General features: G+C 72.2%; 11 protein-coding genes and 1 tRNA gene. 10 read left to right on the top strand and 2 right to left on the bottom strand.

Features of this window, described 5'->3' with window-relative positions; translation table 11 throughout:
- Nucleotides 1–112 precede the first annotated feature (112 nt).
- The gene (locus tag M3T53_RS01555; RefSeq protein WP_272432679.1) at nt 113–457 is read right to left on the bottom strand and encodes an excalibur calcium-binding domain-containing protein; all 345 of its coding nucleotides are present in this window, start codon (nt 455–457) and stop codon (nt 113–115) included.
- Between the two features lie 243 nt (nt 458–700).
- On the opposite strand from M3T53_RS01555, the gene M3T53_RS01550 reads away from it, so the two are divergent.
- From M3T53_RS01550 to M3T53_RS01505, 10 genes are all read left to right on the top strand, one after another.
- Nucleotides 701–2338 (top strand): methyltransferase, encoded by a 1638-nt coding sequence (locus M3T53_RS01550; RefSeq protein ID WP_272432678.1) that lies wholly within the window; start codon nt 701–703, stop codon nt 2336–2338.
- Between the two features lie 82 nt (nt 2339–2420).
- Nucleotides 2421–3722: a sensor histidine kinase gene (locus tag M3T53_RS01545; protein WP_272432677.1), complete on the top strand. Its 1302-nt coding sequence runs from the start codon at nt 2421–2423 to the stop codon at nt 3720–3722.
- On the top strand, nt 3719–4483 hold the full coding sequence (locus tag M3T53_RS01540) for a response regulator transcription factor (RefSeq protein WP_272432676.1): 765 nt from the start codon (nt 3719–3721) through the stop codon (nt 4481–4483). Before M3T53_RS01545 ends, M3T53_RS01540 begins: the two co-directional genes overlap by 4 nt.
- 186 nt (nt 4484–4669) lie before the next feature.
- The gene (locus tag M3T53_RS01535) at nt 4670–5758 is read left to right on the top strand and encodes an ABC transporter ATP-binding protein (protein ID WP_272432675.1); all 1089 of its coding nucleotides are present in this window, start codon (nt 4670–4672) and stop codon (nt 5756–5758) included.
- On the top strand, nt 5755–7533 hold the full coding sequence (locus M3T53_RS01530; protein ID WP_272432674.1) for a hypothetical protein: 1779 nt from the start codon (nt 5755–5757) through the stop codon (nt 7531–7533). The genes M3T53_RS01535 and M3T53_RS01530 overlap by 4 nt, the downstream gene beginning before the upstream one ends.
- Before the next feature lie 334 nt (nt 7534–7867).
- Nucleotides 7868–10597 (top strand): type I DNA topoisomerase, encoded by a 2730-nt coding sequence (topA, locus tag M3T53_RS01525; RefSeq protein WP_272432673.1) that lies wholly within the window; start codon nt 7868–7870, stop codon nt 10595–10597.
- Nucleotides 10598–10702: 105 nt separating this feature from the next.
- Nucleotides 10703–11578 carry a dTMP kinase gene (gene tmk / locus M3T53_RS01520; RefSeq protein ID WP_272432870.1) on the top strand — a complete coding sequence of 292 codons (876 nt, stop codon included), beginning with the start codon at nt 10703–10705 and terminating at the stop codon, nt 11576–11578.
- On the top strand, nt 11575–12813 hold the full coding sequence (locus M3T53_RS01515; protein ID WP_272432672.1) for a DNA polymerase III subunit delta': 1239 nt from the start codon (nt 11575–11577) through the stop codon (nt 12811–12813). The genes tmk and M3T53_RS01515 overlap by 4 nt, the downstream gene beginning before the upstream one ends.
- Before the next feature lie 331 nt (nt 12814–13144).
- Nucleotides 13145–14767, top strand: a complete 1623-nt coding sequence (locus tag M3T53_RS01510) for an alpha/beta hydrolase (RefSeq protein ID WP_272432671.1) — start codon at nt 13145–13147, stop codon at nt 14765–14767.
- A gap of 195 nt (nt 14768–14962) precedes the next feature.
- A tRNA-Thr gene (locus M3T53_RS01505) sits at nt 14963–15038 on the top strand.
- Between the two features lie 784 nt (nt 15039–15822).
- Here M3T53_RS01505 and M3T53_RS01500 read toward each other — a convergent pair.
- Nucleotides 15823–18906, bottom strand: coding sequence for a LamG-like jellyroll fold domain-containing protein (locus tag M3T53_RS01500; protein WP_272432670.1), 3084 nt, complete (start codon nt 18904–18906; stop codon nt 15823–15825).
- Nucleotides 18907–19094 lie beyond the last annotated feature (188 nt).

Below are 19094 nucleotides of genomic sequence, written 5' to 3'. Positions count from 1 at the left end.
GCCGGCCGGGCCGGCGGGAGGGGGGATGAGGACTCCTCCACCATTGTGCGCCCGCGCGCCCGCACCTGGGGAATCGGCGGTGCCTCCCGCGGGTGGGGTCGCCCGCGGGAGGCTACTCGCAGGCCACGCCGTCCTTGTCGCGGTCGAGTCGAGGGGCGTACCCCGGCTCGCCGGCGTCCAGGGGCGCGGCGCCCGCAGCTCGGGCCTCGCTGCAGTTCGCGTAATACGCACTCGGTTCGGGGGCCGGCGGGGCCTCGACGACGGGGGCAAGAGCCTGCTCGGCTGCGGCTTGCTCGGCCACGGCCTGTTCGGCGGCTGCTTGTTCGGCCGCCGCCTGTTTCGCGGCTGCCTCCTCCGCGGCCCTGCGCGCCTCTTCCCGGGCCTTCCGGGCTTTCTTCTCGCGCTCCTTCCGTGCCGATTCCTTCTTCTGCGAGTCTGGCGGCAAGGGGATCGACACGACCGCTGCCGGAGACTCGGCAGGAGGCTCGGGATCATCCTTTCCGGCCGAGGCGCCGGCGCCGATGAGGGCGATGAGGACGACGCCGGTCAGAACACGACCGCGTTTCGTGCGAGGGAGTCGAAGGCCATGAGAGTTTTTCTTTCGCGGGGAGGATGGGATGCAGCCTTGATCGGATCCTCGGAATACCTCAGAGAAAACCCGTGTTTTCCAGTCGGGGCGGGCCCTCGTAGGCTGAGGCCCATGACCCAGACCCCCGTGCCCGCGCTCGACGCGGACCTCATCGAGGCCCTGCGCGCCGACCTCGTCGCCGCGGACTGGACGGGCGCCTCGATCGACGCCCTCCTGTCCGACACCGCGCGCGACGCGCTCGACCGCGCCCAGCGGGTCCCCGCCCTCGTCGAACTCGACGGGCGCGACGAGCCCGCCGCCATCCTCACCCGCTTCTTCCTCCTGGGCGCCGCCGAGACCGCCGACTCCCTCGACGCCGCCCTGCCCGGCCTCGGCGCCGCCGGAGCGATCCGCCTGGGACTGGCCGCCCAGCCGCCGGCCGAACGCGCCCCCTCCCCGGACACCCCCGCCGCCGGAACCCACCCCAGCCGCGGCCTGATCCCCCTCGTCGACCTGCGGCCCCACGACGTCGAACCGCCCGAACCCGAGGCCCCCGGCGGCGCGCGCCCCCGCACCTGGTGGATCGCCTCCGACCTCGGCCAGGCCCAGACCGGCCGGCCCCTGGCGCCCGATCACGTCATGGGCGTGGGAGGGGCGACCCGATCCCTCCTCGCCCTGACGATCCGCCGGCCCGTCGGCTCCGCCCTCGACCTCGGCTGCGGATGCGGCATCCAGGCCCTCGCCCTGGCCTCCCACGCCGACCGGGTCGTCGCCACCGACCTGTCCGAGCGGGCCTGCGCCTTCACCAGCTTCAACGCCGCCCTCAACGGGGTCAGCCTCGACGTGCGCGTCGGCTCCCTCTTCGAACCTGTCGCCGACGAGGCCTTCGACCTCATCGTGACGAACCCGCCCTTCGTCATCACCCCCGAGTCTGTGCGCTCCTCGGGCGGCGTCGGCGTCCTCGAATACCGCGACGCCGGCATGAGCCGCGACCGCCTCGTCGAGACCCTGATCCGCCAGGCCCCCGCGCGCCTGACCGCCGGGGGAGTCCTCCAGATGCTCGCGAACTGGGAGATCCCCGCCGACGCGGACCCCGACGCCGACTGGTCGGCGCGCATCGACCGATGGCTCGAGGACCTGCCGGTGGACGCCTGGGTCGTCCAGCGCGACGTCGTCGACACCGCCCGCTACGTCGAGATGTGGATCCGCGACGGGGGCTCCCACCTCGATGGGCGCGAGGCCTACGAGCGGACCTACGAGAGGTGGCTCGCGGACTTCGCGCGCGCCGGGGTCGGGGCCGTCGGCATGGGGTTCATCGCCGTGCGCCGCATCGACGAGGCCGGGGCCGCGGACGCGGGGGATGGCGCCGGACAGGGGGTGCGGTCCTACGACTTCCAGATCACCGGGGCGGCCCCGGTCGGCGCCGATGCCGAACGCGCCCTCGACGCGCTTCGGCTGCCGGAGGATCTGTGGGGTCTCGTCCTCGTGCGCGCCCCCGACGTCACCGAGGAGCGCCACTACGTGCCCGGAAGCCCGGACCCGACGGTGATGATCCTCCACCAGGGGGCCGCCCTGGGCCGGTCGATCCGGGTGGGGACCGCCGCCTCGGCCGTCGTCGGCGCCTGCGATGGGGAGCTGACGTGCGGGCAGATCGCTGCCGCCGTCGCCCTCCTCACCGACCGGGCGCCCGACGAGGTGCGGGACGAGGTCGGCCCGGTGCTGCGCGACCTGATCCGCGCCGGAATGCTCTCCGTCGCCACCGGCCAGTAATATCCCCGGAAAACGAAATTTAGGGGCTGTTTTTGGTGGGAAATGTTCGTTTTCGGGGGAACGGTGAGAGGAGAGGAGGGCTATGAACGAGACGCCCCCGGCGCTTGAGCGCGCCCTCGACTGGCGGCGCGGCGCCCGCCTCGTCGGTCCCGCCCGCTCGCCCCGCGCCCCCTCCGTCATCGACGCCCTCCTCGCCGCCGGCTGCCTCGCCATCGCTGCCGTCGACGCCTCGCTCATCGGGGACTACGGCCCCCACCCGGCGCTCCTGGCATCGACCGCCCTCGCCGTCGTCATCGGCTGCGCCCAATGGGCCCGCAAGACCGCGCCCATCGCCTCCCTGGCCGTGACCATCCTCGGCCTCCTCGCCTACGCCGTCGTCATCGCCCGCTCGTCACTGTGGCTCGGGTTCTCCCCGATCCTCCTGACCGCCCTGCCCTCCCTCCACGCCGCCATCCGCTGGATCCCCGACCGCCGATACGGCGCAGCGGCCCTCGCCTGGGCGGTCGTCGGCGCCGTCCTCGCGCCCATCGACCTGCTCGTCGTCTCCCCGGCCTCCCCCCTGCGCCGCGGGATGCTCCTCACCGGCTCCCCGCAGGCCCAGGCCCTCAACCTGTGGTCCGTCTCGGGGGGCCTCGCCCTGCTCGGCGTCCTCGCCGTCCTCCTCGTCGCCATCGACGCCTCCAGGCGCCGCAGCCGCGCCCTCGCCGTCGAGGAGCGGCTCGACCGGGAGAAGGACGAGGCCTCGGCGGCCGAGCGCCTGCGCATCGCGCGCGAGCTCCACGACCTCCTCGGGCACGGCCTCACCTCCATCGCCGTCCAGGCCTCCACCGTCCTCGCCGTCGGCACCGACGCCCACCGAGACGACGCCCTCTCCTCCATCGCCTCGACCGCCCGCACCTCCCTCGCCGAGGTCCGCGACCTCGTGCGCGCCCTGCGCGACGCCGACTCCCCCACCGCCCCCACCGCCGACCCCCGGGCCCTCCTCGCCGCCGTCGACAATGCCCGGCGCGCCGGCCTCGTCCTCGACGCCGCCCTCCCCGACCCCGACGAGCTCGACTCCGTCGTGGCGACCTGGCCGGCCACGACCCGCCTGGCCCTCGTGCGCGCCCTCCAGGAGGGGCTGACCAACGCGATCCGCCACGGGGACGGGACCGCCTGCGTGCGCCTGACCTGCGCGCCCGACGGGGCCAGGCTCCTCCTGACCAACCCCCTGCCCGCACGGACCGGCCGACGGGGCTCCCGGGGGACCGGACTCATCGGCCTCGCCGAGCGGATCGCCCTCGCCGGCGGGACCCTCGACGCCTCCCCGGACCCCGGAGGGCGCGTCTTCACCCTCGACCTGCGCCTGCCCGCCGCCCGACGACACGAGGAGCCCCGCCCGTGACCGACATCCGCGCCGTCGTCGTCGACGACCAGCGCCTCGTGCGCGCCTCCTTCGCCATGCTCCTCGACGCCCACGACGGCATCGAGGTCGTCGCCCAGGCACCCACGGGGGCCGACGCCCTCGACGTCCTCCCCCGGGTGGGCGCCTCGATCGTCCTCATGGACATCCGCATGCCCGTCATGGACGGCATCGCCGCCACCCGGGCGATCCGCGCCGACACGCGTCTGCGCGACCTGCCCGTCCTCGTCCTGACGACCTTCGACGACGAGGGCCTCGTCCTCGAGGCCCTGCGTGCCGGCGCCAACGGGTTCCTCCTCAAGGATGTCGATCCGGGCGTCCTCGTCGAGGCGGTCCGGGTCGTCGCCTCCGGCGGGTCCTGGCTCGACCCCGCGGTCACCGGGATCGTCCTCGCGCGCCTCGGCGAGTCCGAGGACGACGGGGCCGAGGCCCCCGATGCGGCCGAGGCCTGCGAGGAGCGGGGGGTCGCCCGCGCGCGGGGACCCCGCCATGAGGGCCGGGGCCTCCACGAGCCGTTGACCGCCCGCGAGGAGGACGTGCTGGCGCTGGTGTGCGAGGGGCTGTCGAATCGGGCCGTGGGGGAGAGGCTCTTCATGGCGGAGTCGACCGTCAAGACGCATGTCACGTCCCTCCTGGGCAAGACGGGGACCTCGAATCGGGTCGAGCTCATCGTCCACGCCTATCGGGTGGGTCTGGCCGACCCCGGCGCCGTGCCCTTGCCCTCCGGTGATTTCCCCGGATAACGAAATTTCGGGCCTGTTTTTCGTGGGAAGCGTTCGTTTTCGGGGGTAATGGCAGGGGAGAGGGGAGGGCCGCTGAGCCGGACGCGGCCCGCCTCCCCCCGAGGGAGGAGGCGCCCGCCCGCGGCCGCCCGAGGAATCCGCCCCACGGGGGATCCGCCCCGCCCTCCCAACGGGGATCGTGGACGCATGAACACGAGAACCCGTATCCGGTCCCACCGGAGCCCGACGTCCCCCATCGCCCCCGGCATCCCCGCGGATCCGACGACCCCGGCCGGCCCTACCGCTCTCGACGCCGATACCGGCCCCATCGCCCCCACCGGCCTGTCGACCCCCGCGGGTCCAGCGGCCATCCCAGCCTCCGCAGGCGGGCACGGTATCCCCACCGGCCTGTCGACCCCCGCGGGTCCGGCGACCCCGACCCGCACCGGCGGCCCCGGCACCCCGACCCGCACCGACCCCGAGACCCCGACCCCGGGCCTCGAACTGCGCGGGATCGACAAGTCCTTCGGCTCCCACCGGATCCTCTCCGGCCTCGACCTCACCGCCCGCCCCGGACGCGTCTACGCCCTCCTGGGACCCAACGGCGCCGGCAAATCCACCGCCCTCTCCATCGCCCTGGGACTCCACCGCCCCGACGCCGGCGTCGTCCTCGTCGACGGGAGGCCCTGGACCCGCGAGGCCCTCGGCCGCATCGGCGCCTCGATCAACGGGCCCGCCCTCTTCCCCCACCTCGACGCGCGGCGCAACCTCCTCGTCCACGCCCACCTCACCGGCACCGACCCCTCGGCTATCGACCCCCTCCTCGACGCCGTCGGCCTGTCGGGCGCGGGACGGACCCGCGCCCGGAGGATGTCGACCGGGATGAAGATGCGGCTCGCCCTGGCCATCGCCCTCCTCGCCGACCCCGACATCCTCCTCCTCGACGAGCCCCAGAACGGCCTCGATCCCCAGGGCGTCATCGACCTGCGCGAGATGCTCATCGACCTGGCCCGAGACGGGCGAACCGTCGTCGTCTCCAGCCACCAGCTCGGGGAGATGGTCCGCATGGCCGACGACGTCGGCGTCCTCGCCCACGGGCGCCTCGTCCACGAGGGGCCGCTGTCGGACCTGGCCGACCCGGACGACGCCGTCGGGCTCGAAGAGGCCTACCTCGCGCTGACCTCCGGACCCGCGCCGACGAGAGGGGAGTCCGTTGGCGCCTCTTCTTCGCGTTCTCAGGGCTCCACCCCCGAACCGACGACAGGGGAGTCGGACGAGAGGGGGGAGGCGAAATGAGTGCCCCGAGGATCCTTCGCGCCGAGGTCGTCCGCCACCGCGGCACCTTCACCTGGTGGTCGCTGCTCCTGCCCATCGGCTTCACCCTGTGGTGCCTCTGGCTGGCCACCGCCGCCCAGAGCTCGGGCCTGGCCTCTTCCGAGGGCAGGTGGGACGGCGACGTCCTCGGATGGCTGTCGTTCTACGCGATCGGCTTCCTCCTCCCGATCTCCGCCCTCGTCGGCGGGGCCTGCCAATGGCGCGAGCAGCACCAGCGCCACGGCGGCGCCCTGTGGCGGGACGTGTCGCCGACCCGGGTCCTCCTCGCTCGGCTCGCGGTCCTGTCCTCGGCGATGCTCGCCTCCCAGGCGGTCGTCATCGGCCTCGTCGTCGGCCACGCCCTCGTCATGGGGGCCGGATGGGGGCCGGTCGACCGGTGGCTGCCGCTCGTCGCCGTCATGTGGGCCGTGGGCTCCTCCGGGGCCGCCGGGGGAGTCCTCGCGGCGAGGGTCGCGGGAGGAACGGGCACGGGGGCCGCGGTTGTCGGCGCCTTCGCGTGGTCGTTCGCCGGGGCCGTGGGGGCCGAGGCCGACGACTGGGCGCTGCGGCCGTGGACGTGGGCGGTGCGGCCGATGCTGCCGCTGCTCGGCACCCACTCGAACTCGGTCGTCCTGGAGGAGGGGGCGCCGGCGTGGGAGTACCCCGTGGCGCCGGGGGTGCTCCTCCAGGCGGGCCTGTGCGCGGTCCTCGTCGTCTGCGTCCTCGCGGCGGACGGGGTGATGCGGGGCGTCGAGGCGAGAGGCTCGCTCTTTCTGCCGGGGTGGGCGCGGGCGCAGTGGATGCGGGGCCTGCGGGCACGTCGCCTGCGGGCGCGGGGCGTCGCCGGCGGGGGTTCGGGGGAGTCCGAGGTCCGCGCCGGGCGTCCGGTGGGGTGCGGGGCCGGTGCCGGGCCTGGGCCTGCTGTCGAGCGCCTGGCGGGGCGCGGGACTGATGCCGGCGGCGAGGCCCGGGCCTCTGTCGGCGCTCGCGGCCTCGGCTCCCCGGGGGCGAGCGTCGGACTCGCCGGCGCCGCCGCGACGGGACCGCGCCGGTTCCCCTCGGTCGTCGCCGCGACGGAGCCGAGCCGGATCCCCTCGGTCGTCGCCGGGGTCGGCCCGCGCGGACGGGTCCGGTCGTTGCGGGCCGTCGCCGCCGTCCTGCCGTGGCCGGCGTGGACGATGCTCGCACTCGTCCTCTTCGCGGTCCTGGCAGTGGCCCGGGTCTATCCGCGGGCCACCGGCGTGGGGGCGCTCGCCCTTCTCGGCATGCCGACGGCGGGCTTCGTCGTCGGAGTCACCTCGTGGACGGCGTTCGAGGGGGCGTGGCGCGGCCTCGTCCTGCGCGTCCGCCCCTGGAGGGTCCTCGTCGCGTGGGCGTGCTGCGCGGGGGCGTTCCTCATGGCGGTCTCCTCGGCGGGCCTGGCGGTTCTCGGCGCTCGATCGGCGGTCGGGGCCCTGGTCCTGACAGCGGTGTCGGTGATGTGCGCCGCCGCCGGGTGGGCGTGCGCCGAGGCGGTGGGCGCCCCCTGGGCGTCGGCCCTCGGGTTCTTCGCAGTACTCTCTGCGGCCGTGGTCTGCGGCAACGAGGCCCTCTCCGCCTCTTGGCTGTGGCTGGGGGCTCCGGCGGGGTGGGGGTGGATCGCGTGGTCGGATCCGACGAGGCTCGGGCCGGTCGTCGTCATGAGCGCGGGGCTCGGCGTCCTCGCCCTGGTCGGGGCGGCGCTGGGGTCGGCGCGGGCGGCCCGGCGGATGAGGTGAGGGCCCGCTCGATGCGGGGACGCGGCCGGGGCCGGTGTCGCCGCTCCCGCGGGTCTTGACGGGGGCTCCGACGAACGATTTCCCCGGAAAACGAATTTCGAGGGCTGTTTTCGGTAGGAAATGTTCGTTTTCGGGGGAGAGGAGCGTGGAGAGGTCGGGGTGCTGAGGGGAGGGGAGACCGCCGGGGCGACGCGCAGGGCGGAGGGCCCCGGGCTCCAGATGCCGACGGTCCGATGTAAGGTCGGGCAACGGCGGGGCATCGGGATCGCACCGGGCCTGGCCGACGGCGTCGGGGATCCCACCTCGCCCGCAGGAGAATCGGAAGGTCAGGAACATGGCAGCGTCGAAGCTGGTCATCGTGGAGTCCCCCGCGAAGGCGTCGACCATCGAGGGCTATCTCGGACCCGACTACCACGTCACCGCGTCCATCGGGCACATCCGAGACCTCCCCCAGCCCAAGGAACTGCCCACCGAGATGAAGAAGGGCCCCTTCGGCCGCTTCGCCGTCGACGTCGAGCACGGCTTCACCCCCTATTACGCCGTCAACCCCGACAAGAAGAAGAAGGTCGCCGAGCTCAAGCGGGCCCTCAAGGAGGCCGACGAGCTCTACCTCGCCACCGATGAGGACCGGGAGGGCGAGGCCATCGCCTGGCACCTCCTCGAGGTCCTCAAGCCCAAGATCCCGGTCAAGCGCATGGTCTTCCACGAGATCACCCGCGAGGCCATCGCCCGCGCGCTGGAGAACACGCGCGACCTCGACACCAACCTCGTCGACGCCCAGGAGACCCGGCGCATCCTCGACCGCCTCTACGGCTACGAGGTCTCCCCCCTCCTGTGGCGCAAGATCCGCCCCTCCCTGTCCGCCGGCCGCGTCCAATCCGTCGCCACGCGCCTCGTCGTCGACAAGGAGCGCGACCGCATGGCGCACGTCTCCACCGAGTACTGGTCGATCGACACCTCCATCGAGGCCAAGGGGGAGGCATTCACCGCCCGCGTGTGGCAGATCGACGGGCACGCGGTCGCCACCGGCTCGGACTTCTCCGAGAAGGGCGCCCTGTCGGACAAGGCCGAGCGGGCCGGAGCCGTCCACCTGACCGGCGAGCGCGCCCGGGAGATCGCCGACGCCCTGACGGCCGCGCCCTCCTCGATCGTCGACTCGGTGACGCACAAGCCCTACCGGCGCCGGCCGGCCGCCCCCTTCACGACCTCGACCCTCCAGCAGGAGGCGTCCCGCAAGCTCCACTGGAACGCGTCCTCGACGATGCGCACCGCCCAGTCCCTCTACGAGTCCGGCTACATCACGTACATGCGCACCGACTCGACGGCCCTGTCCTCGCAGGCCGTCTCGGCCGCCCGCGCCCAGGCCGCCGAGCTCTACGGCCCGGACGCCGTCGCCGCCGAGCCGCGCGTCTACGGCAAGGCCTCCAAAGGCGCGCAGGAGGCCCACGAGGCGATCCGCCCCGCCGGCGATCACTTCCGAACCCCCGCCCAGGTCGCCCCGCACCTGTCGCGCACCCAGCTCGCCCTCTACGACCTCATCTGGAAGAGGACCGTCGCCTCCCAGATGGCAGACGCCGTCGGCTTCACCGCGACCATCCGAGTGCTCACCGGCATCAGCCTGGACGACGGGCGGCACGACGTCGTCTCCTCGGCCTCCGGCACCGTCATCACCTCCCCCGGCTTCCGCCTCGCCTACGAGGAGGGCCGCGACCAGGGCCGCTACGACGCCGAGAAGCAGCGCGAGGACGCCGAGAAGGTCCTGCCCGACGTGGCCGAGGGCGACGCCGCCGACGTGCGCGAGGCCTCCCCCGACGGCCATCGGACCCAGCCCCCCGGCCGCTACACGGAGGCCACCCTCGTCAAGACCATGGAGGAGCTCGGCATCGGCAGGCCCTCGACCTACGCCGCGACGATCCAGACGATCTCCGATCGCGGCTACGTCACCCACCGCGGTCAGTACCTCGTCCCGACGTGGCTCGCCTTCTCCGTCACGCGCCTGCTCGAGGAGAACCTGGCGAACCTCGTCGACTACGACTTCACCGCGTCGATGGAGTCCGACCTCGACCGCATCGCCGCCGGCCAGGAGGACGGCACCGGGTTCCTCACGGGGTTCTTCCTCGGCGACAACGGGCTCGGCGACTCCTCCGGACTCCAGCACCAGGTCGCCTCCCTCGGCGACGACATCGACGCGCGCGCCGTCAACTCCCTCGACATGGGCGGCGGGGTCACCCTGCGCGTCGGGCGCTACGGCCCCTACCTCGAGAAGGAGGACGGGACCCGGGCGAACATCCCCGCGGAACTCGCCCCCGACGAGATCGACGCCGAGAAGATCGACGAGCTCTTCGCCCTGGCCGCCGACGACGGGCGCGAACTCGGCGTCGACCCGGCCACCGGTCACATGCTCGTCGCCAAGAACGGCCGTTTCGGTCCGTACATCACCGAGGTCCTCCCCGACGAGGCCGGCGATGACGCGCCCGAGGGCCGCAAGACCGCCAAGCCCAAGCCCCGCACGGCCTCGCTCTTCAAGACGATGGACCTGGCGACCGTCTCTCTCGACGACGCCCTGAAGCTCCTGTCGCTGCCGCGCGAGGTCGGGGTCGACCCGGCCACCGGAGAGGCGATCACCGCGCAGAACGGCCGCTACGGCCCCTACCTGAAGAAGGGGGCGGATTCGCGGACGCTGTCCTCGGAGGATCAGCTCTTGACGATCACCCTCGACGAGGCCCTCGCGATCTACGCCCAGCCGAAGGCCCGGGGGCGAGCGGCGGCCCGGCCCCCGTTGCGCGAGTTCGGGCTCGATCCGGTCACCCAGAAGAAGGTCACCGTCAAGGACGGGCGCTTCGGTCCCTACATCACCGACGGGGAGACGAATGTGACGGTGCCGCGCGCCGAATCCGTCGAGGACCTCACCGAGGAGCGCGCCTTCGAACTGCTCGCGGACAAGCGCGCGAAGGGGCCGGCGCCCAAGCGCAAGACGTCGGCTCGGTCGACCGCCCGTAAGACGTCCGCGAAGAAGGCGCCCGCGAAGAAGACCGGGACGGCGAAGAAGACGACGAAGGAGTGACGGGCCGGTCGACGGGGGACCCGTCGGCGAGACGGGGTCGCGGACTCAGATGCCCGCGGCGCATGCGAGGATTCTCCCATGGAGCTGACTGAGGTGGAGCACACGATGGCCGACGGCGGCGTCTTCATCACTTTCGAGGGCGGTGATGGCTCGGGCAAGTCCACCCAGATCCAGCGCGTCCGCGCCTGGATCGAGGCGCGCGACCACCACGTCCTCGTCACCCGCGAGCCCGGCGGCACCGCCCTGGGCCATGACCTGCGCCGCCTCATCCAGAACGGCCCCGAGGACGTCGACGCCCGGACCGAGGCCCTCCTGTACGCCGCCGACCGCGCCTACCACGTGGCCACCGTCGTGCGCCCCGCCCTCGACCGGGGGAGGATCGTCCTGTCGGACCGGTACATCGACTCCTCCCTGGCCTACCAGGGCGCGGCCCGCGATCTCGGCGTCGACGAGATCGCCGCCCTGTCCCGGTGGGCGACGAACGACCTTCGCCCGTCCCTGACCTTCCTCCTCGATCTGCCGCCCGAGGTCGGCGCGCGCCGCCGCACCGACGCGCCGGACCGCCTCGAACGGGAGTCCCGGGACTTCCACGAGCGGGTCCGTCACGAGTACCTGCGCCTAGCGGACGCCGAGCCCGACCGGATCGTCGTCATCGACGCGGTCGGGACCCCCGACGAGGTGTTCTCCGAGATCCGGGGCGTTCTCGAGGAGCGCTGGGCGCAGCTCGGCCTCGCGCCGGCGGCCCCCGTCGGCGACCAGGACGGTCCGAGCGGGGCCCGGGGCGCCGACGGGGCGCGCGGCTCCGGGGACGACGAGGAGACGGGCCGGCAGGACGGCCCGCGGGCCGCCGCGCCCGTCGAGGAACCGGTGCGGGGGATCGGGTCGGCCGCGCCGGTCAGGGCCGCGGGCCTGCTGGGCCTCCTCGGCGACGAGGCCCAGGGCGCCCTGTGGGATCCCGCCGAGGACGGCAGCCTCCTATGACGGCCCCCGGCCCGGTCTGGGGCGAGCTCGTCGGGCAGGAGGCGGCGGTGAGGGTCCTCGTCGAGGCCGCCGCCGGAGCCCGGGCTCTCATCGACGGCCCGCGCGGGGAGGGCGACGGCGCTCCCGCGACGGACGACCGGAATGGGGCGGCCTCGGCGGATTCGCGGTCGATGAGCCACGCGTGGCTCATCACCGGGCCCCCGGGATCCGGCCGATCCGTCGCGGCCCGCGCCTTCGCCGCGGCCCTCCAATGCACCGGGCCCGAACCGGGGTGCGGCCGGTGCCCCGGATGCCGCACGACGATGGGCCGCACGAACGGCGATGTCCGCTTCGTCGCCACCGAGGGCTCGATCATCACCACGCAGACCGCCCGGGGCCTCGTCCACCAGGCCCAGTCCGCCCCCTCCCAGGGGCGCTGGCTCGTCATCGTCGTCGAGGACGCCGACCGCCTCAACGAGCAGGGCGCCAACGCGCTCCTCAAAGCCATCGAGGAGCCGCCCGAGAGGACCGTGTGGGTCTTGTGCGCGCCCAGCCCCGAGGACATGATCCAGACGATTCGGTCCCGCTGCCGGCATTTGGGGTTGCGGATCCCCCGGGCCCAGGCGGTCGCCGACCTCCTCGTCCGCGAGGGGGCGGCCGATGCCGCGACGGCCCTCGAATCGGCCCGAGCCGCCCAGTCCCACATCGGCCTGGCCCGGGCACTGGCCCGCGATCCGCAGATGCGCCGGCGCCGACGGGAGATCATCGCCGCGCCCGTGCGCGTGCGCTCCGTCGGCGAAGCCGTGTTCGCCGCCGATCGGCTCCTGGAGACCGCGAAGGAGCAGGCCGAGGCCCAGACGGCCGAGCGGGACGCCCGCGAGAGGGCCGAGCTCATGCGCCAGCTCGGCGTCGAGGACGGGGAGGCCGTGGCCCGTCAGTCCCGGGGCCTCCTCCGATCACTGGAGGAGGACCAGAAGCGCCGGCAGAAGCGGGCCCTCAACGACGCCCTCGACCGCGCCCTCGTCGATCTGCTGGCGATCTACCGGGACGTCCTCATGATCCAGCTCTCCACGGGCCAGGAGCTCGTCAATACGGATCTCGCCGACCTCGTCGCGGAGCTCGCCGGGGACTCGCGTCCGCGCCAGACGATGGAGAGGATCGCGTCCATCGAGGACGCGCGCCGCAGGCTCCTGGCCAACGGGAACCCGCTCCTCGTCCTCGAGGCGATGGCGATCTCCCTGCGCCCCCAGGTCTAGGGAGGATCGGCGGGATCAAGGGCGTCGAGCCGGCCGATCGTCTGGCTCGGGCGGGGGCCGGACCGCCCGGCCGGGCGCGTGACGACGGTGAGATCCCAGGACGTGGGCGGTCCCGCTGGTCGGACCCGTTTCACGACCTCCCACGAGACTCCTTTCATTACGGGCTAGCAACGGTCGCCGCTCGGGCATCGGCGGGATGCGGCGAGGGGCTCGCCGCTCTCGCCGGCCGGGTCTCCCGTGGAGGGGCGAGTCGGTCTTCGGCCGGCTCCGGCTGAGCATCGCGCGAGGAGGCGGATCCGCACGCGAGGGCGGGCCCTCGTACACTGCGCACATGAGAACGCGCAGCATCGGCATCGTCATCGCCTCGGTCCTCGCCGTCATCATCGTCGTCACGATGGTCATCGCGATGATCTGGCAGGGGTTCTCCTCCCCGGTCCGGCCCGCGTCCCCCTCCACGGGCGCGACCACCGCGCAGAGCGCGCCCCCGATCGCCGCCGCGGGCGCCGAGGACTTCTACGCCCAGACCATCGAGTGGACGGACTGCGATCCCGACGCCATCACCTCGAAATCCGAGCGCGCCCCCCGCGACATGTCGTCCTACAGGTGCGCGACCGTCACGGCCCCCCTCGACTGGGACGACCCCCGGGGCGAGCAGATCTCCTTGTCCCTGGCGGTTCACCGCTCGGGGAGGGACGGCGCGCCCGCCCTCTTCTACAACCTCGGCGGGCCCGGCGGGGCGGCCGTCAAGTCGCTGACCCACCAGGTCGGCGAGAACCTCGGCGACGCCCTCGTCGACGCCTACGACATCGTCGCCCTGGACCCGCGCGGCGTCGGAGCCTCCACCCCGGTCGTCTGCATGACCGATGAGCAGCGGGACCGGCACAACGCCGAAAGGGTCGCCGCCGGCGAGGACGACCCCCGGGCGAGGATCGCCCAGATGGAGGAGAACACGCGAGAACTCGCGGCCGGGTGCCGGGAGCTGTCCGGCGACCTGTTCCGCCACATCGACACCGTCTCGGCCGCGCGGGACTTCGACATGGTCCGGGCCCTGCTCGGACAGGAGTCCTTCAACTACCTCGGCTACTCCTACGGGACCTTCCTCGGGGCCACCTACGCCGAGCTGTTCCCCCAGTCCACCGGCCGCCTCGTCCTCGACGGCGCCCTGGATCCGTCGCTGAGCGTCTCCGAGGTGTCCGAACTGCAGATGAGGGGGTTCGAGGCGTCGATCCGGCATTGGGTGGAGGACTGCCAGGCAGCGGCCGGATGCCCCCTCACGGGGGACGTCGACGCCGGGGTCGCCCAGGTCGCCGACTTCCTCGAGCGCCTGGGGGATTCTCCTCTGGAGACCTCCGATCCCGACAGGCCCCTGACCCAGAACCTCGCCCTGACGACGGTCATCGGGCTGATGTACTCGACGCAGACCTATTCGGCGCTGACGGAGGCGATGAGGCAGGCCATCGGCGATAACGACGGTTCTCAGATGCTCTTCCTCGCGGACTTCCTCAACGACCGCAACTCTGACGGGACCTACTCGTCGACGTCGGCCGACGCCCTCATCGCGATCAACAGCCTCGACTACCCGCCCGCGGGCACCCCCGAGGAGTGGGAAGCCCAGGCGAAGCGGCTCAAGGAGGAGCTGCGGGTCTTCGGGAGTTTCGCCGGGTACTCGTCGGTGGGCCTCGACCAGTGGCCGGCCGAGCACGCGCCGCGCGCTCCGATCGCGGCGGCGGGGGTGGGCCCCGTCGTCGTCATCGGGACGACCCACGACCCGGCGACCCCCTACGTCATGGCGCAGTCGCTGGCCGAGCAGCTCGAATCCGGTGTTCTCGTGACGAACGAGGGGTGGGACCACACCGCCTATTCGAAGCTGGCGAACCCCTGCGTCGTCGATGCCGTCGAGGGGTACCTCGTCGGCGGGCGGGTGCCCGAGGACGGGCTGGTCTGCTCGTCGTGAGCGCTCGGATGGGATCGGGACGATGCCGATGATGCTCCGACGCGCGTCTGCTCGCCATGAACGTGGTGGTGGGAGTCGGTCGGCTCTCCTGTGATCGGTTCCATGGGTGGAGGCCTCGGCGGTGGTTTGCTCCGGCGACTCGTGGACGATTACAGTAGGCGCGTTGCCTGAGGTCCTGATGGGATTGCGGGCGCGGCCGCCTTAGCTCAGTCGGCAGAGCGATTCACTCGTAATGAATAGGTCGTGGGTTCGATTCCCACAGGCGGCTCCACGTGAAGCCCCAGGACATCGTTCACCGATGTCCTGGGGCTTCTTCGTGCGCTCGGGGTTTTCGCATGCCGGGGCTGAAGCTGGTGAGTTGTGCCGCGTCGGCGGCGCGCGTGGCTGTGGATGCGATTCGTGCAACTAGTGGACCCGGCGGTGCTCGACTGCGGGGGTGCGGATGGGAGTGTCCGTGTGTGTGGGGGGTCCATCGCCGACTACCTCGATTTCCTGGACTTATCCCCTCAAAAATGATGGCCGGTGAAACTCGCGGTCGAGCAGGATCGATACCTCGGCTCCCCTTTCCCCCGAAAACGAACATTTCCTACCGGATTAGGTGGGAAATGTTCGTTTTCGGGGGAGGAGAAGAGAGGAGGGGGGAGTGCGGAGTGCCTGTTGAGGACGGTACTGGACGAGGACTCGGCGGTCAGAGTCTGCGGTGTTCACCGGTCCGTGTCGTCATGGCTAGTGGGGAGGCCGACCCGATCCGAGGGCGGGGGCCGGGGTCTCGTCCTCGGGAATTCGGCCCGGGGGTTGGGGGAGGGCGAGGCGTGGATTGCCTCCATCGGGTCCGGCCTGAAGGGCGGGGGCCGGGGTTTCCTCCTCGGGTTGTTCCTGCTTTCGAGAGTCCGGCCCGGTCCGGGAGAGGGGAATCGGTGCTCCTCCTTCGGTTGCTCCTGTCCCCCGGGGAGTTCAACCCGACCTAAGGGGTGGGAACCAGGCAACCCGGTCCCCACCCCTCCTCGGGCGCGGCGGTGGATTCCTCCGTGCGTACCGCCGCCGTTAGCCGACGCTCAGCGGTCCCTTCTCCTGCGGGTCAAAGCGGCGAGACCCCCAATCCCCAGAACGAGGCCGAGGCCGGCGAGCATCGCGGCATCGGTACCGGTGGTGGCGAGGGTGGTGGGGGATGTGGTCGTGTGGGGTCGCGGTGTCGGAGCCGGCTTCGACCCGGCCGCGGGCTCGGGTGCGGGTGCCGGCTCCGGTGCGGGGGTGGGGAGGGAGAAGGCCAGGATCGTCAGGGGTGTCGAGGCCGTGCGTGCGCCGGTCTCGTCGACGAGCACGATCCGGTGGTCCCCGACCTCGATCGACGAATCGACCTCGTAGGAGAACACGACCCTGCCGTACCGGTCGGCCACGGTCGACCCGATGAGCACCGAATCGGAGTGGAGCCACGCGCTGACCCGATCACCGGGGGTGAACCCGCGCCCCGTGATCACCACGGTCTGCCCATAGACCACCGACACCCGATCGACGACAACCGACACCTCATCCGGCTGTGGCTGCGGACCCGGCTCAGGCTCAGGCTGTGGACTTGGCTCAGGCTGTGGACCTGGCTCTGGTTGCGGGTCAGGCTGAGGCTGGGGATCTGGCTCTGGTTGCGGTTGCGGCTGGGGCTGGGGATCCGGCTGCGGCTGTGGCTGCGGACTCGGCTCAGGCTCAGGCTGGGGCTGGGGATCCGGCTGCGGTTCGGGAACCGGCGTCGCCTCGATCGTCACCGTGGCCGGAACCGTCAGGCGCGTCGAGCTCCTCGGCGTCCGATCGGCCGCATCGAAGGCCGTCGAACCGTCGGCCCCCACCCAGTCGTTGAGATTCGCCCCGAGGGAATCGACCGTTCCGGTGATGGCGTACGTGCCGGCCGCCGCCGGGTCGACCGAGGACACCTCCCAGGAGACGGGCAGCGTCCCGGTGCCCCTCCCGTGGGCCAGGGTGACATCGATCCGGTCGGGCAGCGCCGCCCGGATCTCGTCGAGGGACGCCCCCTGGGCGAGGGATGCGCCGATGCCCTCGGCGGCGCCGTCCGCGACTGCGGTCGCGTCCGCGTTGCGGATACGGTCGTAGTCGGCCCGGGTCAGGGAGATGATGCCTCCGTGCTTGGTCGACGGGGCCATGAAGAAGTCCGAGGCATCGAGGTACTGCCATCCGGCGTCGAGGTCGTCGGTCCACATCGGTCGGTATCCGGTCGTGGGGATGACATCGACGTAGAGGTACCAGCGGTCTCGGTCGTGGCGCTTGAACACGGCGGGTCCCTCGACTCCTCCGGGGTTGCCTCCCGACCAGCTCGCCCCGATCTTCGTCTGGGTCTTCGTCCATTCGGTCTCCGGCTCCCACCAGCGGGCGGAGGAGGTCGATTCCATGAAGATGCCGTTGCCGAAGGCGTTGTCCTTGGTAATCCGGTAGGTGGTGCCGTGGTCCTGGATCATCGTCGTGTCGATGGCGTTGCCGCCGGTGTCGACGAAGACGCCCCCGTAGCGGTAGGTCGCCTCGGTGAAGTCGGTCGTGGATCCCCACAGGACCCGGTTGTAGGTGGGGCCGGAGTGGGTGGTGTCGGCGGCCTCGAAGGTGTTGGACGACCAGTAGAAGACGAAGGCCCCGGTCCCGTCCTCGTGATAGTCGGGGACCCACAGGGCCTCGGGCGCCCAGGCCATGCCGAGTCGCGGGGAGTCGGGGGTTTGGAGGTCGATCTGGCGCAGGTCGGACCAGTGGACGAGGTCGGTGGACTCCCACACGTTGAGCCGGGTCGATCCGTGGTTGGCCCAGTGGCACCAGTTCGTGCAGCCGGCGCTGCCGGTCTCCCCGCCGAAGACGCGCAGGTCGGTGGCGATGATGTAGTAGACGCCGGTCTCGGGGTTGCGGGTGATGAATGGGTCGCGGACCCCGGTGGTGCCCAGGTGGGAGGCGAGGATGGGCTGCCCGCCGTTGAGAGGGTCCCATTGCTCGGGGTTGTCGCCGCGGGAGATATCGAGGTAAATCTTCTCGGCGTAGCCGGCGGAATCCTCGAGGAAGTGGACCATGAGGTATCCGTAGGTGTCGTGGGCGCCCGCTCGGGGGCGGACGGTGACGGGGATGTCGGCGCTGGCCGTGACGCCGCGGATGGTGGCGGTGGCGGTCAGCGAGGCTTGGATGGGGGCGGCCCCGGTGTCAGGCTGCTCGGCGCGCGCGGTGAGGCCGTCGGGGTCGACGCTCACGGGCGAGTCGGGGGCGGCGCTCCAGGTGACGAGCCCGTTGGAGTCGGGCAGTCGGGTCGTCGAGTCGGTCAGGGAGATCGGGGGGAGGGAGGTGACGAGGTCCTCGGCGGCCCTGGCGAAGCTGTCCTCGTGGAGGAGGGCGTCTTGGGCGGCCAGGTCGGCGATCTCGTCGTCGTTGAGGGCGCGATCGTAGACGCGGAAGGCGGCGACCTGGCCTGCGAAGAGGGGGTCGGGCCAGGGGGAGCGGCCGATGGTGTTGAGGGATTGGTCGGTGATCGAGGCGGGGGTCAGGGCGGTGGCCGCCCGACCGGCGAGGGCCCCGTCGATGTAGTAGGAGATTGTTCCGGCGCCTCCGTCGATGACGCTCGTCAGTTGGTACCAGCGGTGGGGGTCGAGGGTGATGGAGGATCGTGCGTTGTTCTCGCCGGGGTTGGATCCGGTGGTGATGGCCGTGCGGGTCGTGCCCGTGACGGTGGTGAAGAAGTAGCTCTGGTTGACCTCGTTGCCGATGTTCCACACGAAGTTCGGGGTACTGGTCATGGACGGGTCGAGGAGGATCTCGGTGGAGATCGTCGCCGAGTCGGCGGAGACGAGGAGGTCGTCGGGCAGTTCGACCCAGTTGCCGGTGGAGGTCTTCGGGCCGCCGGTGAGGGTCAGCGAATCGCCGGTCCATTGGGAGTCGGCGGAATTGTGGACGAGGGCGGCGCCGAATGCGGAGCCGGCGGCGGTGTTGGGGACTTCGGCGCCGGAGGTCTGGGAGAAGAGGTATTCGACGAGGGGCTCGGTTCCCGGGTCGGGGGTGTCGGCTGCGTGGGCGGGGGCGGCGAGTCCGGCGGCGAGGACGAGGCCGAGGGCTCCCGTCCCGATGCGCCGCAGGGCGGTGCGTGGTCGGTGCTGCGATGCGAGGGGCATGGAATCACCTTCGATTCATCGTGGCGCCGTGGGGGAGGGGCGCCGGTGGGATCGGGCGCGGGCGGTGTGCCGCGCTGGGGGCGGTCGACGTCCGCGTCGGACGCCCCACCATAATGATAACGTTCACACTCGCATGTTTCCAAGGTTTCAGAAGAAGCGAAGACCGGTCATCCCCTCCGGTCCCGCGA

The sequence above is a fragment of the Actinomyces sp. B33 genome, assembly GCF_028437565.1.
GTDB lineage: Bacteria > Actinomycetota > Actinomycetes > Actinomycetales > Actinomycetaceae > Pauljensenia.
This window is presented reverse-complemented; position numbering and strand designations above follow the sequence as displayed.

What these genes read in the sequence shown, in the direction of transcription:
- M3T53_RS01500 (WP_272432670.1), bottom strand. Translation starts at nt 18,906, where the DNA reads ATGCCCCTCGCATCGCAGCACCGACCACGCACCGCCCTGCGGCGCATC.
- M3T53_RS01530 (WP_272432674.1), top strand. Translation starts at nt 5,755, where the DNA reads ATGAGTGCCCCGAGGATCCTTCGCGCCGAGGTCGTCCGCCACCGCGGC.
- M3T53_RS01535 (WP_272432675.1), top strand. Translation starts at nt 4,670, where the DNA reads ATGAACACGAGAACCCGTATCCGGTCCCACCGGAGCCCGACGTCCCCC.
- M3T53_RS01550 (WP_272432678.1), top strand. Translation starts at nt 701, where the DNA reads ATGACCCAGACCCCCGTGCCCGCGCTCGACGCGGACCTCATCGAGGCC.
- tmk (WP_272432870.1), top strand. Translation starts at nt 10,703, where the DNA reads ATGGCCGACGGCGGCGTCTTCATCACTTTCGAGGGCGGTGATGGCTCG.
- M3T53_RS01545 (WP_272432677.1), top strand. Translation starts at nt 2,421, where the DNA reads ATGAACGAGACGCCCCCGGCGCTTGAGCGCGCCCTCGACTGGCGGCGC.
- M3T53_RS01515 (WP_272432672.1), top strand. Translation starts at nt 11,575, where the DNA reads ATGACGGCCCCCGGCCCGGTCTGGGGCGAGCTCGTCGGGCAGGAGGCG.
- topA (WP_272432673.1), top strand. Translation starts at nt 7,868, where the DNA reads ATGGCAGCGTCGAAGCTGGTCATCGTGGAGTCCCCCGCGAAGGCGTCG.
- M3T53_RS01510 (WP_272432671.1), top strand. Translation starts at nt 13,145, where the DNA reads ATGAGAACGCGCAGCATCGGCATCGTCATCGCCTCGGTCCTCGCCGTC.